Raw genomic sequence first — 14,262 nt, forward strand, 5'->3', positions numbered from 1 at the left:
TCCCGAATCCAGCAAGTCTTTTGCGGCGCGGAAACCGGGCGCGGTACCGGCCACGCCGGGGCGGCTCGACAGCAACGCTGGTTCGATTCGCGCTACCGCGCGCCTGCTCCTTGACCCGGCCCCGGCTCTGCCTTCGGTTTCACTTGGCTGGTGCCGTGACGCGAGGCGCGGCCGTTGTGAGCCTTGCGTCGGCTGTCGAATCGGCACGTCACCAGTCCGCCCGAAAACCGCGGGCCTCCGGCGTATTCGCGAGCGGGACCGAAGGATGGCTGGGAGAGCGCACGTCCAACGCGCCGCGTGTTACTGATCGAGCGGGCGCACGTCCAACAGCTGCTCGAAGAATCCGCCGATGTTGCGTGCGCGGTCGATGAGGTGGATTTCCAGGATCCAGTGGCATGCGCGGCCGGTCGGGTCGAGGCGTCGCATCGGGGCCGTGGAGTCAGGGGCGACATAGGTGGTGATGTCGGTGCCGGAGATCTGCTTGTGTGGGAACTCCCCGACGAGGTGGCCCGCGATGGGGGCGGAGAATTCCCAGCCTTGCTCGGTGGCGCGGTCGACGATCCAGGCGTAGAGCTGCTCGCCGGTGATGTCGGGGGTGGCGTCGAAGTAGTCGCGTCCCTGCTGCCACAGAGGTTCCAGTGCGTCACGCAGCGCCAGCTTGGCGGGATCGTCGCCGAGGACATAGGTGCGGCCGAAGTCGGCTTCCCACTCGGCGAAGATCGGCCCGAAGTCCAGGAAGCAGATGTCATCGGACTCGATGACGAGATTCGGCGGTTTCGAGGCATAGGGCTCGAGGGTGTTGATTCCCGATCGCACAATGCGCTTGTGCCAGAACCTGCGCGTGCCGAACATCTCGTTGGCCAGGTCACGCACGGCGTCGCTGACTTCGGACTCGGTGGCGCCGGGTGTGATGATCCCGCGAGCGATGACCTCGTCGAACAGGGCCGTCGCTTTGGCCTCGGCGTCCAACAGCGCCGCGATGCGTTCCGACTCCCCGAGGTCCAGTGTCTCCATGAATTCGACCCTAGATCAGCTCGCAACCGAAAGGTCTGCTGTCCTGGGAAGGATGGTATGGCTGGCCAGCCGCGGTTGCGCTGTTTCGGCTCGGGGGTCATCGGGGGTAGTGAAATGGTGGTTGGTTACGAAGGGAGAGCCGCCATTTGACCACGCGAGCAGCACCGGGCTGTCCTCGCCGAGTGGCACATAGCTGCGGGGGTGTACTCGGCAGTTGCCGCAGCCAGGTGCCACTCGCCGGACCCAGTCAGTGACCTCTGGCGATCCAGTCGGCGAGGGCGGGTTTCTCGGCGCCGATGGTGGTGGTGTCGCCGTGACCGGTGTGGACGACGGTTTCTTCGGGGAGGGTCAGGAGACGGTCGCGGATCGAATCGATAATGGTGCCGAAGTCGGAGAACGATCGGCCGGTTGCGCCGGGGCCGCCGGAGAACAGAGTGTCGCCGGTGAAGAGGGCGGCGGCCTCGGGTAGGTGCAGGGATACCGAGCCGGGGGAGTGGCCTGGTGTGTGCAGGATGTCGATGTCGGTGCCTGCCACGGAGATTCGGGGCAGGTCGGCCAGCGAACGGTAGTTCACGTCCGGGTGTGTCATGCGCCAGAGCGGGTCGTCGCCGGGGTGCAGCAGGACCGGGGCGTCGAGCCGTTTACTCAGTTCGGGTGCGACGGTGACGTGGTCGTTGTGGCCGTGCGTGCACAGCACCGCGACGACGTTGCGGTCGCCGACCGCGGCGATGATGGCGTCGGCATTGTGGGCGGCGTCGATGACGAGGACCTCGTCGTCGTTGCCGATCAGCCAGACATTGTTGTCGACGTCCCAGGTGCCGCCGTCCAACGCGAAGGTGCCCGAGGTGACCACCCGATCGATGCGGACGCTCACAGGACGACCACCGAGCGCAGCACCTCACCGGCGTGCATGGCATCGAAGGCCTTCTCCACCTGGTCGAGCGCGATGCGTTCGGTGACGAACCGCTCCAGCGGGAGCCTGCCCTGGTGGTAGAGGTCGATGAGCATCGGGAAGTCGCGTTCGGGCAGGCAGTCGCCGTACCAGGAGGACTTCAGCGCACCGCCGCGGGAGAACAGATCGATCAGCGGCATGTCGAGGGTCATATCGGGAGTGGGGACGCCGACCAGCACCACCGTGCCGGCCAGGTCGCGGCCGTAGAAGGCCTGTTTCCAGGTTTCGGGCCTGCCGACCGCGTCGATGACGACATCCGCGCCGAACCCCTCGGTGAGTTCCTGAATCCGCTCCACCACGTCATCGGTGCTCGCGTTGATCGTGTGGGTGGCGCCGAAGTCGGTGGCCCATGCGAGCTTTCGCGGATCACGGTCGATCGCGATGATCGTCTTCGCACCCGCGAGCCGAGCACCGGCGATCGCGGCATCGCCGACGCCGCCGCAGCCGATGACCGCGACGGTGTCACCGCGGGAGACATTGCCGGTGTTCATGGCGGCGCCGATGCCCGCCATCACGCCGCAGCCGAGCAGGCCCGCGACGGCGGGATCGGCCTGGGGGTCGACCTTGGTGCACTGGCCTTCGTGGACGAGGGTCTTGTCGGCGAAAGCGCCGATGCCGAGGGCGGGGGAGAGTTCGGTGCCGTCGGTGAGGGTCATCTTCTTGCTCGCATTGTGGCTGGCGAAGCAGTACCAGGGGCGACCGCGCTTGCACGCGCGACACTCACCGCAGACCGCACGCCAGTTGAGGATGACGAAATCGCCCGCGGCGACGTGGGTGACGGCGTCGCCGACGGTTTCGACGATGCCCGCGGCCTCGTGTCCGAGCAGGAACGGGTATTCGTCGTTGATGCCGCCTTCGCGGTAGTGCAGGTCGGTGTGGCACACCCCGCAGGACTGGATGCGCACGATGACGTCGTGCGGTCCCGGATCGGGGATCACGACATCGACGATTTCGACCGGCGCGCCTTTGCTACGGGCGATGACGCCACGCACGGTTTCGGACACGAAAACCTCCTACGGAGTTGGGATCGGGGTGAGCCGCTCGATCTGCTTGCGGTACCTGGTGAACAGGCGAGGGTTATCGATGGCGAACACCGCCACCGGCGCGCCATCGCGCTCGTAGAGAGCGGTCAGCGACCGGGTCGACGGGTCGCCGTCGACGAAGCGGATCTCGTCGGTCGGCCGGCAAGCACCCGCGAACTGCAGCATTCGTCCATACTGCCGCGACCAGAAATATGGCGCGGCGGGAGGGCGTTGCGGTGCGCCGAGAATCGCCGCCGCCGCGATACGCGCCTGGACCGTCGCATTGGTCCAGTGCTCGGAACGGTGATGAGCGCCGGATGTTTCGTCATAGCTGCGGGCGCAGTCGCCGATGGCGTAGACGCCGGGCATCGACGTTCGGCAGTGCGAATCGGTGACGAAACCATTGTCGATGTGCACGTCCGAGTCCGCGGCCCATTCGGTATTGGGCACGGCGCCGATTCCGATCACCACGGCATCGGCCGACAGTACGGTTCCATCGGTCAATTGCACCGCATTCACGTGCTCGTCGCCGAGGAATCGGTCGACAGCGACACCGGTCAGTAATCGGACGCCGTTCGCGTCGTGCATGGACGCGCACAATGGCCCGATATGTGGACCGAATACCGCGGTGAGCGGATCGGAGCACAACTCGACAATGGTGACCGCAATGCCCATAGCGGCTGCGGTGGAAGCGATTTCGGAGCCGATCAGACCCGCGCCGACAATGGTCAACGTGCGCGCCGCGCGCAGCGAATGGCGGATCGCGTGCGCGTCGTCGACCGTGCGCAAGGTGTGCACGCCCCGCAACGCTCCGACGCCGGGCAGGGTTCGGGCGCGGGCGCCGGTGGCGAGTACGAGCGAGTCGCCGGTGAGCCGGGTGCCGTCGTCCAGCGTGACGCCGGGTCCGGCCGCGGTCATGCCGAGCCCGACCGCGTGCCGCCCGAGCAGCCAGTGTGCGCCGGTCGTGGATTCGTCACCCAACGCGAGGTCGACATCCTCACGGAGAAACTCCTTGGACAGCGGCGGCCGATCGTAAGGCGGATGTGGTTCGTCGCCGACGACCGTGATGCTGCCGTCGTGGCCGTGTTCGCGCAGGGCGTTCACCAGCGAGAACCCCGCCAGCGACGCGCCGACGACCAGCACCGAGCTCGCGCTGCTCACGACTCCCCCTCGCTGACGCCCGGCTCCGTCGTGCGCACGACCTACTGACCCGGTCCGCTCGCTCATGACGGCACCGCGGCGACCATGACATCGCCGTCGACCACGCGCACCGCATAGGTGCGGACGGGGATCTTCGCCGGTGGCCCGGATACCGCGCCGGTGCGTAGGTCGAAGCAGGATTCGTGCAGCGGGCATTCGACCATGCAGTTCTCCACCCAGCCGTCCGCCAGTGAGGCGTCCTGGTGGGTGCAGGTGTCATCGATCGCGAAAAGGCCGTTCTCCGTGTGGAATACGGCGATCGGGGCGCCGCCGTCCGGTTGCACTGTCGCGACTTCGCCGATCGGCAGGTCTTTCAGATGCGCGACGAACAGGTCCGTCGTGGATGTCGCCGGTCGCTGCACAGTCGATTCCATGAGCCCTCCAAGTTGCTGATAGCGCAACAGTGATCGCAGTACGCAACAGTGTGGGCCGGTTTGCGGTCGTCGTCAACCCGGAAGCCAATTTTTGAACGATTGGTTTCCAGCGGTTGACACGCGCCGGAATCGGGTTGACCATTTGTTGCGTAATGCGATTGCGTTGCGCAGTAAGCAACATCGGAGGCATGCCTTGGCTCACCCGAAAGTTGTCATCATCGGAGCCGGAATCGTCGGGACATCGCTCGCCGATGAAATAACCTCACGCGGTTGGACCGATGTCACGGTGCTGGAGAAAGGTCCGCTGTTCGTTACCGGCGGATCCACTTCGCACGCGCCGGGATTGGTGTTCCAGACGAACTCGTCCAAAACAATGACGGAGTTCGCGCGCTACACAACCGAAAAGTTTCTGGCGCTCGATCATCCGGACGGCTGGGCGTTCAACCCGGTCGGTGGACTCGAAGTGGCCACCACCTCGCAGCGCTGGCAGGACCTGCACCGCAAAGCCGGCTGGGCGCAGTCTTGGGGAATCGAAGGTCGCCTACTCGAGCCCGCCGAGTGCGCCGCGCTGCACCCACTGCTCGATGTCGACCGAATCGTCGGCGGATTTCACACTCCGACAGACGGTTTGGCGAAAGCGCTGCGCGCCGCGGAGGCGCAGGCCCGACTCGCGACAGCCCGCGGCGCGGTGTTCCGCCCGCACCAGGAAGTGCTCGGCATCGTGGCACGTGGCGGCCGGGTGGCCGGGGTGGAAACCGCCGACGGTGTCATCGAAGCCGACATCGTCATCTGCGCGGCCGGATTCTGGGGCGCCGAAGTGGCCAAACAGGTCGGCCTCGTGGTGCCGCTGGTTCCGATGGCGCACCAATACGCCAAGACCGGTCGGATCGGCGCACTCGAGGGCCGCAACACCGAACGCGGTGAGGCGAGTCTGCCGATCCTGCGGCATCAGGACCAGGACCTCTACTTCCGCGAGCACCTGGACCGGATCGGTATCGGCTACTACGGGCACAAGCCCATGCCGGTGGACATGTCCACGCTGGCTGCCGTGACGACGGGCACGGCGATGCCGTCCATGTTGTCGTTCACCGACGAGGACTTCGCACCCGCATGGCACGAAAGCATGGAACTTCTTCCCTCGCTGGGTGATTCGAAGGTGGAGGAGGGTTTCAACGGGATCTTCTCCTTCACCCCCGACGGCTTCTCGATCATGGGCGAGCATCGGGACCTGGCCGGTTTCTGGGTCGCCGAGGCCGTGTGGGTCACCCACTCCGCGGGCGTGGCCAAGGCGACGGCCGAGTGGATCATCGACGGCGCGCCGCAGACCGATGTGCACGAGTGCGACCTGTACCGCTTCGAGGACGTCGCCCGCAGCGACCGTTTCATCATGGAGACGAGTTCACAGGCGTTCGTCGAGGTGTACGACATCATCCATCCGCACCAGCACCGAACCGCGCTGCGTGGACTGCGGACGAGCCCATTCTTTGCCCGTCAACAGGAACTCGGCGCCTACTTCTTCGAGGGCGGCAGCTGGGAGCGACCCGCTTGGTATGAGGCCAATGCCGAACTGGCACAGCGCCTTCGCGACGACGGCGTGATCTTCCCCGAGCGTGACGAGTGGTCGAGCAATTTCTGGTCGCCGATCTCCATCGCGGAAGCCCACTGGACCAGGCAGCGGGTGGCGATGTACGACATGACGCCGCTGACCCGCTACGAAATCGCGGGCCCCGGCGCGCTGGAACTGTTGCAGCGGCTCACGACGAACAATCTGGACAAGAGCGTCGGCTCGGTCACCTACACGCTGCTGCTCGACGAGAACGGCGGCATCCGCAGCGACCTCACGGTGGCCAGGCTCGCGCCGCAGCGATTTCAGGTCGGCGCGAACGGACCGCTCGATTTCGACTGGTTCACGCGCAATCTGCCCGCCGATGGGTCGGTGACGCTCCGCGACATCACCGGCGGCACCTGTTGTATCGGGCTGTGGGGTCCGGCGGCGCGAGATCTGGCGCAGCCCTTGTGCTCCGACGATCTCTCCCATCAGTCCTTCAAGTACTTCCGTGCACTACAGACCTATCTCGGCGCCATACCCGTCACGATGATGCGCGTCTCCTATGTCGGCGAGCTCGGCTGGGAGATCTACACCACCGCCGAATATGGCAGTGCCCTCTGGGATCTGCTGTGGTCGGCGGGGCAGGCGCACGGCGTGATCGCGGCGGGCCGGATCGCGTTCAACAGCCTGCGCATCGAAAAGGGTTACCGCGGTTGGGGAACCGATATGACCACCGAACATCTGCCCGCCGCCGCGGGAGTCGATTTCGCGGTGCGCATGAACAAGCCCGATTTCGTCGGCAAAGCCGCGCTGGAGAAGGCGGACGCACCGGCGAAGATCCTGCGCAGCATCGTATTCGACAGTCCTTCGATGGTCGTGCTCGGCAAAGAGCCGGTCTATGTGCGCGGCGCATGCGCGGGCTACATCACCAGCGCGGCCTATTCCGCCACGATCGGACGCAGCATCGCCTACGCCTGGCTGCCCGCGGCCCTCGGCCACGGCACCGTGGTCGAGGTCGAATATCTCGGCACCCGCTACACCGCCGTCGTGCACCCGGAGCCGGTGGTCGACCCCGAAATGTCCCGGATCAGGAGGTAGCGAATGAGCACAGCATCGCGCAGCGATTCGATAGACGGTTACGACGTCATCGTCATCGGACTCGGGGGTATGGGCAGCGCCGCCGCCTATCACCTCGCCGCCCGCGGGCAGCGGGTGCTCGGGCTGGAGAAGTTCACGCCCGCGCACAACAAGGGCTCCAGCCACGGCGGTTCCAGGATCATCCGGCAGTCCTACTTCGAGGATCCCGCGTACGTGCCGCTGCTGCTGCGTTCGTACGAACTGTGGGAGCAGCTCGCCGCCGACAGCGAGCGCGAGGTCTTCCGTCTCACCGGCGGTCTGTTCCTCGGCCCGCCCGACTGCCTGACGGTGGCGGGCAGCCTGCGCGCGAGCCGCGAATGGGCGCTGCCGCACGATGTGCTCGACGCCGCCGAGATCCGGCGCAGATACCCGAATTTCACCCCGGATGCCGGCGATATCGCGGTCTATGAGGACAAAGCCGGATTCGCGCGCCCGGAGCTGACGGTGCAGGCGCACATCGACCTCGCGGTGCGCGCGGGAGCGACGCTCTCGTTCGGTGAAGAGGTGCTCGACTGGGCGGAGACCGGTTCCGGCGTCACGGTGACGACCGCGCGGGCCACCTACCGCGCCGACCAGCTCGTCATCTGTCCCGGGGCCTGGGCTCCGGAACTGCTGGCGCAGTTCGGTATTCCGATCACCATCGAACGACAAGTGCTGTACTGGCTCGACCCGATCGGCGGGACGGCCGCCTTCGAAGATCAGCCGATCTATATCAGCGAGAACAGCTCCGGTCAGCAGATCTACGGGTTCCCCGCCATCGACGGACCCGAGGGCGGGGTGAAGACGGCCTTCTTCCGCAAGGGCATCGAGTGCACCCCCGACACCATCGATCGCGTCGTGCACCCGCACGAGATCGCGGAGATGCGCGACCGTGTCGCCGAACTGATTCCCGCACTGGACGGTCCCTGCGTGCACACCGCGACCTGCATGTACTCCAACACCCCCGACCAGCATTTCGTGATCGCCCGCCATCCCGAGACCGCGCGCGTGACCGTCGCCTGTGGTTTTTCCGGCCACGGCTTCAAATTCGTCCCTGTGGTCGGGGAGATCCTCGCCGACCTGGCCATCGACGCGAAAACCGCGCACCCCATCACACTGTTCGACCCGCAAAGGTTGGTGACCAATGACAACAGCATCGCGTAGCGATTCCTTGGGGAGTGGCGGTCGGGCGACGGGTGCGCCGACCACGGATATGCCGGTGCAGACCCCGGCGCTGATCCCGACCCTCGGTGGCAAGTGGTATGTCGAGGATTCGATCTTCGCGGCCGAGCAGGAACGCCTCTTCGAACAGATGTGGTTCTGCGCGGTCCGATCCGCCGACCTCGCCGATCCCGGTCAGTTCAAGAAGGTCCAGGTCGGCAGGGAGAGCGTGCTGATCGTGCGCGGCCGCGACGGCGCGCTGCGCGCCTTCCTGAACATCTGCCGCCACCGCGGCGCGATGCTGTGCACCGAGGACGAGGGGCAGGTGCGCCGCAACCTGCGCTGCCCGTACCACGCCTGGACCTACGGGCTGGACGGCAAGCTCGTCGCCGCACCCAATATGGCCGCGCTCAAGGACGCCGCGGGCGAAGACATCGACCGGGTCGCCTACGGCCTGGTGCCGGTCGCACTGCGGGAATGGCTCGGCTATGCCTGGGTCTGTTTGGCCGACGAACCGCCCTCGTTCGAGACCGAGGTGATCGGCGCGGTCACCGAACGGCTCGGCACCGCGACCGCGATCGACGCCTACGACATCGACACCCTGCAGGTCGGTCGCCGCGTGGTCTACGACGTCGCCGCGAATTGGAAGCTCATCATCGAGAACTTCATGGAGTGCTACCACTGCGCGACCATCCACCCCGAGCTCACCGAGGTGCTGCCCGAGTTCGCCGACGGCCTGGCCGCTCAGGTCTTCGTCGGCCACGGCGCCGAGTTCGGTCCGGAGATCGCCGGGTTCACCGTCGACGGTTCGGCCGGGTTCGACCGCCTGCCCGGGGTCAGCGCGGAGCAGGACCGCAGGTATTACGCGATCACGATTCGACCGACGGTCTTCGTCAACCTGGTCCCTGATCACATCATCTTCCATAGGATGTATCCGCTGGCCGCGGACCGGACAGTCGTCGAATGCGACTGGCTCTACACCGGTGACGTCGTTGCCGCAGGTCGCGATGTGTCGCGCTCGGTCGAGCTGTTCCACCGCGTCAACGAACAGGATTTCGCGGCATGTGAGCGAACCCAGCCCACGATGTCCTCACGTGCCTACCGGGACGGCGGGGTGCTCGTTCCCGCCGAGCACCACATTGCGGAATTCCACGAGTGGCTGCTCGCCCGCATCGGCGATATGAGGTGACATGACATGAACGGTGAACCGGACCTGCTCATCGACGGCGCGTGGACCCGTGCCTCCGATGGCGGCACGAGGCAGATCGTCAACCCGGCCGACGGCTCGGTGGTGGCCGAGGTGGACGAGGCCACACCCGAGGACGCGCGCAGAGCGGTGGCGGCCGCGCGCGCCGCCTTCGATAACGGAGCCTGGGTCGCCACACCGGTCACCGAACGCGCGGCGCTGCTGCTGCGGATCGCGGCTCTGCTCGAACGCGACAAGGAGCGGCTCGCCCGCCTCGAGACCGCCGATACCGGCAAGACGCTGGTGGAAAGCCGGATCGACATCGACGATGTGATCTCGGTGTTCCGCTATTACGCGGAACTGGTCGCGGTCCAGGCCGACCGGTTGATCGATGTCGGTGATCCGTCGGTGATCAGCCGCGTGGTTCGCGAGCCGATCGGCGTGTGTGTGCTGATCGCGCCGTGGAACTATCCGCTGCTGCAGATGTCGTGGAAGATCGCGCCCGCGCTGGCCGCGGGCTGCACGATGGTCGCCAAGCCCAGCGAGGTGACCCCGCTCAGCACGATCGCCTTCGCCCGCCTGGCCGAGGAGGCCGGCGTGCCGCCGGGGGTGCTGAACCTGGTGCAGGGCAGCGGCGCGGTGCTCGGCGCGGCACTGACCGACAACGCGGACGTCGATTTCATCTCGTTCACCGGCGGCCTCGCGACGGGGCGGACGATCTCCGAGGTCGCCGCGCGACACGTCACGAAGGTCGCGGTGGAACTCGGCGGCAAGAACCCGCACATCGTATTCGCCGACGCCGACTGGGAGAGCTCGGTCGACCAGGTGCTGACCGGGGTGTTCCTGCATTCCGGCCAGGTCTGCTCGGCAGGCACGCGGCTCATCGTCGAGGAGTCCATCGCCGAGGACTTTGTCGCCGAACTGGCCCGGCGGGCCGAGCGGATTCGCGTCGGCAACGGCCTCGATCCGGCCAGCGAGACCGGCCCGCTGGTCTCCGAACAGCATCGAGCGAAGGTGGAGGCCTACGTCGAGCTGGGTATTTCCGAGGGCGCGAAACTGGTCACCGGCGGCGTCCGGCCCAGCGACCCGGCGCTGGCCGCGGGCAGTTTCTTTCTGCCGACCATCTTCGACAACTGCGACCGATCGATGCGGATCGTCCAGGAGGAGACGTTCGGCCCGATCCTCACCGTCGAGCGCTTCAGCACCGAGGCCGAGGCCATTCGGCTCGGCAACGACACCGAGTACGGCCTCGCGGGCGGCGTGCGCACCGCCGACCCGGCGCGCGGCGAACGCATGGTGCGCGCGTTGCGGCACGGCACGGTCTGGCTCAACGACTTCGGCTATTACACGGCGGCCGCGGAATGGGGCGGGTTCAAGAAGTCCGGCAACGGACGCGAACTCGGCCCGACCGGATTGGCCGAATATCAGGAAATCAAACACATTTGGCACAACACGGCACCGAAGCCGGCGGAGTGGTTCAAGGGCGTCTGATCCAAGTTTCGATCTCGGCCGGACAGCCCGTACCGGCCAGCACCGCGAAAGGCACGGTAGCAATGGTAGTCAAGGAGCACAGTGTGTCCGATGACAATGGCATGGAGGATTTCGGCTACAAGGAATCCCTCGACCGGAGCATCGGAAAATTCGCCAGCTTCGCAGCAGGCGTCAGCTACATTTCGATTCTCACCGGTACATTCCAGCTGTTCTATTTCGGTTTCGGCACCGCGGGTCCCGCCTATCTATGGTCGTGGCCTTTGGTTTTCGTCGGTCAGCTCGCTGTCGCACTGTGCTTCATGGAGCTGGCCGCGAAGTATCCGGTCGCGGGCTCGGTGTACAACTGGTCCAAGTCGCTCGGCAGCAGGATCGTCGGGTGGTCCTCGGGCTGGCTGATGCTGACCGCGTCGATCGTGACGCTATCCGCGGTGGTGCTCGCCCTCCAGCTGAACTTGCCACGACTGTGGAGCGGCTTCCAGCTGATCGGTGACGGCAGTGGTCAATACGACTTCGCCACCAATGCCGTGGTGCTCGGCACGATCATGATCGTGTTCACCACCGCCGTCAACGCGCTCGGCGTCCGGCTCATGTCCATGATCAATAGCGCGGGCGTGTTCATCGAACTCATCGCGGCCGTGCTGATCGCCATCATCTTGGCGGCCAACTGGACTCGTGGCCCGCAGGTGTTCTTCTCCACGCACGGCTACGGCGCCGGGGAGTCGGGCGGTTACCTCGGTGCGTTCCTGGTTGCCTCGCTCGCCTCCGGCTATGTGATGTACGGCTTCGACACCGCGAGCTCGCTCGGTGAGGAGACGGTGGAGCCGCGCCGCACCGCGCCGAAGGCCATCCTGCGCGCGGTTCTCGCCTCGTTCGTGATCGGCGGCGCGATCCTGGTGTTCGCGGTGATGGCGGCTCCCGATCTCGACGACCCGCAGATCGGCAGCTCGAGCGGCGGCCTGCAGTACATCGTCGAACAGGTGATGTGGGGCCCGCTCGGCACCATCTTCCTGTGTTGCATCGTGGTCGCGGTGACGGTCTGTTCGCTCGCCGTGCACACCGCCGCTATCCGGTTGACCTTCGCGATGGCCCGCGACAACGCGCTGCCCTTCGGTGAGAAGCTCGCCCGCGTGCACCCGAAGACGCAGACCCCGGTGGTGCCCGCCGTGCTGATCGGTGTGCTCGCCGCGCTGATCCTGGTCGTCAATATCGGCCAGCCGAAGATCTTCACGGTGCTGACCTCGATCGCCATCATCATGATCTACCTGGCCTACCTGATGGTGACGGGGCCGATGCTGAAGAAGCGGCTGCAGGGGCAGTGGCCGCCGAAGGATCTGCAGGCGGGCGGCTACTTCTCGATGGGCCGATGGGGCCTGATCGTCAATATCGTCGCCGTCGTGTGGGGCATCGGGATGGCGTTGAACCTGGCCTGGCCGCGCGAGGCGGTGTACGGCACACCCTGGTACAACACCTGGGGCGCGTTCGTCTACATCGGTGCGATCCTCGGCGCCGGGCTGCTCTGGTACTGGGCGAGGGGCCGCAAGAGCATCGGGACCCTCGCCTCCCACGCGGCAGCGGCTACGGAGGCGGATTCCGATGTCTGACAACGTATTCGACTATGTGATCGCGGGCGGCGGCACCGCGGGATGTGTCTTGGCCGCCCGGCTCAGCGAGGATCCGGACGTGTCGGTGTGCCTGCTGGAGGCGGGACCCTCCGACGTCGGCGACCGGAATATCCTCGAGCTCTCGGAGTGGATGTATCTGCTCGATTCCGGGTACGACTGGGACTATCCGGTCGAACCGCAGGAGCGTGGCAACAGCTATCTGCGCCACGCGAGGGCGAAGGTGCTCGGCGGATGTTCCTCGCACAACTCGTGTATCGCGTTCTGGCCGCCGGCCGAGGGCCTGGACGAATGGGCCGCGATGGGCGCGAAGGGCTGGAACGCGGCCGAAGTGCTGCCCTATGTCGCGCGGGTGGAGAACAACGACGCGCCGGGCGAGGAGCACGGCCGCAGCGGTCCGGTCCGGTTGCGCGACGTCCCGCCCGTCGACCCGTGCGGCGCGGCGGTGCTCGAAGCCGCGGCGCTGGTCGGCTTGCCGACGGTCGAATTCAACCGCGGCGCCACGGTGCGCAACGGCGCGGGCTGGTTCCAGATCAATTCCGACGAGGACAACATCAGGATGTCGTCTTCGCACGCCTACCTGCACCCGGTGCTCGACTCACGACCCAATCTCTTTGTGCGCACCGGGTGTTGGGTCAGCGAGATCCTGTTCGACGACGCCCGCAACGCCACCGGTGTGCGGTATCAGCGGCCGGATCTCACCGGGTACGACACGGTGTCGGCCCGGCGCGAGGTGATTGTCACCGCCGGAGCCATCGATACGCCGAAGTTGTTGATGCTGTCCGGGATCGGGCCCGCCGAGCATCTGCGCGAAGTCGGTGTTCCGGTGCTGGTCGATGCTCCCGGCGTCGGTTCGAACCTGGACGACCATGTCGAAGGCCTGGTGTTCTGGGAGGCCGCCCGGCCGATGGTCACCACTTCGACGCAATGGTGGGAGATCGGACTGTTCGCCACCACCGACGAGACGTTGCGGCTGCCGGACGTGATGATGCACTACGGCAGCGTGCCGTTCGACATGAACACCCTGCGCCAGGGCTACCCGACCACCGACAACGGTTTCTGCTTGACGCCCAATGTCACGCAGGGCCGTTCCCGCGGCACGGTCCGCCTGCGCAGCCGCGACTTCCGGGACCGCCCCAAGGTCGACCCGAGGTACTTCACCGATCCCGAAGGACACGACGAGCGCACCATGCTCGCCGGCGTCCGGCTGGCCCGCAAGATCGCCGAACAGGCACCGCTGCGGAACTGGATCGCCAGGGAACTCGCACCAGGCCCGGACGCCACGACCGACGACGAACTGCTCGACTACATCCGCGCCACGCACAACACGGTCTACCATCCGGCGGCTACCGCGCGGATGGGGGCAGCCGACGATCCGATGGCGGTGCTCGATCCGGAACTGCGGGTGAAGGGCGTGTCCCGATTACGGGTCGTCGACGCCTCAGCGATGCCGAAATTGCCCGCGGTGAACCCCAACATTACTGTCATGACCATGGCAGAGAAATGCGCGGACCTCTTACGGAAAACCTGAGTGCGAGGTGCCGAAGGAGGGTGAGCTAGCGGCATTTCTCGCCGATC

Annotated in this window: 11 protein-coding genes; 6 read left to right on the forward strand and 5 right to left on the reverse strand. The window is 66.3% G+C overall.

The window, feature by feature from the left end; translation table 11 throughout:
• Window positions 1-300: 300 nt before the first annotated feature.
• The 5 genes from ACFU4Z_RS22820 to ACFU4Z_RS22840 form a co-directional block, all read right to left on the reverse strand.
• Window positions 301-1,014 carry a M24 family metallopeptidase gene (locus ACFU4Z_RS22820; RefSeq protein ID WP_379066193.1) on the reverse strand — a complete coding sequence of 238 codons (714 nt, stop codon included), beginning with the start codon at window positions 1,012-1,014 and terminating at the stop codon, window positions 301-303.
• A 247-nt stretch (window positions 1,015-1,261) separates the two neighbouring features.
• On the reverse strand, window positions 1,262-1,888 hold the full coding sequence (locus ACFU4Z_RS22825) for an MBL fold metallo-hydrolase (protein ID WP_379066195.1): 627 nt from the start codon (window positions 1,886-1,888) through the stop codon (window positions 1,262-1,264).
• Entirely contained in the window at window positions 1,885-2,970 is a 1,086-nt protein-coding gene (locus ACFU4Z_RS22830; protein WP_379066197.1) for an S-(hydroxymethyl)mycothiol dehydrogenase, read from the reverse strand. Before ACFU4Z_RS22830 ends, ACFU4Z_RS22825 begins: the two co-directional genes overlap by 4 nt.
• 9 nt (window positions 2,971-2,979) lie before the next feature.
• A complete protein-coding gene (locus ACFU4Z_RS22835; RefSeq protein WP_379066199.1) occupies window positions 2,980-4,149 on the reverse strand; it encodes an NAD(P)/FAD-dependent oxidoreductase in 1,170 nt (389 codons plus the stop codon).
• 62 nt (window positions 4,150-4,211) lie between these two features.
• On the reverse strand, window positions 4,212-4,562 hold the full coding sequence (locus tag ACFU4Z_RS22840; RefSeq protein ID WP_379066201.1) for a bifunctional 3-phenylpropionate/cinnamic acid dioxygenase ferredoxin subunit: 351 nt from the start codon (window positions 4,560-4,562) through the stop codon (window positions 4,212-4,214).
• Between the two features lie 193 nt (window positions 4,563-4,755).
• On the opposite strand from ACFU4Z_RS22840, the gene ACFU4Z_RS22845 reads away from it, so the two are divergent.
• The 6 genes from ACFU4Z_RS22845 to ACFU4Z_RS22870 all read left to right on the forward strand — a co-directional run bounded on the left by ACFU4Z_RS22845 (window position 4,756) and on the right by ACFU4Z_RS22870 (window position 14,215).
• Window positions 4,756-7,209 (forward strand): FAD-dependent oxidoreductase, encoded by a 2,454-nt coding sequence (locus ACFU4Z_RS22845; protein ID WP_379066203.1) that lies wholly within the window; start codon window positions 4,756-4,758, stop codon window positions 7,207-7,209.
• Window positions 7,210-7,212: 3 nt separating this feature from the next.
• Window positions 7,213-8,391, forward strand: a complete 1,179-nt coding sequence (solA, locus tag ACFU4Z_RS22850; RefSeq protein ID WP_379066205.1) for an N-methyl-L-tryptophan oxidase — start codon at window positions 7,213-7,215, stop codon at window positions 8,389-8,391.
• A 49-nt stretch (window positions 8,392-8,440) separates the two neighbouring features.
• Window positions 8,441-9,577, forward strand: coding sequence for an aromatic ring-hydroxylating dioxygenase subunit alpha (locus ACFU4Z_RS22855; protein ID WP_379066526.1), 1,137 nt, complete (start codon window positions 8,441-8,443; stop codon window positions 9,575-9,577).
• Window positions 9,578-9,583: 6 nt separating this feature from the next.
• On the forward strand, window positions 9,584-11,065 hold the full coding sequence (locus tag ACFU4Z_RS22860; protein ID WP_379066207.1) for an aldehyde dehydrogenase family protein: 1,482 nt from the start codon (window positions 9,584-9,586) through the stop codon (window positions 11,063-11,065).
• A gap of 62 nt (window positions 11,066-11,127) precedes the next feature.
• Window positions 11,128-12,666 carry an APC family permease gene (locus ACFU4Z_RS22865; RefSeq protein WP_379066209.1) on the forward strand — a complete coding sequence of 513 codons (1,539 nt, stop codon included), beginning with the start codon at window positions 11,128-11,130 and terminating at the stop codon, window positions 12,664-12,666.
• Entirely contained in the window at window positions 12,659-14,215 is a 1,557-nt protein-coding gene (locus ACFU4Z_RS22870) for a GMC family oxidoreductase (RefSeq protein ID WP_379066211.1), read from the forward strand. The genes ACFU4Z_RS22865 and ACFU4Z_RS22870 overlap by 8 nt, the downstream gene beginning before the upstream one ends.
• The last annotated feature ends 47 nt before the right edge of the window (window positions 14,216-14,262 follow it).

It is taken from the genome of Nocardia sp. NPDC057440 (assembly GCF_042802915.1).
Lineage (GTDB): Bacteria > Actinomycetota > Actinomycetes > Mycobacteriales > Mycobacteriaceae > Nocardia.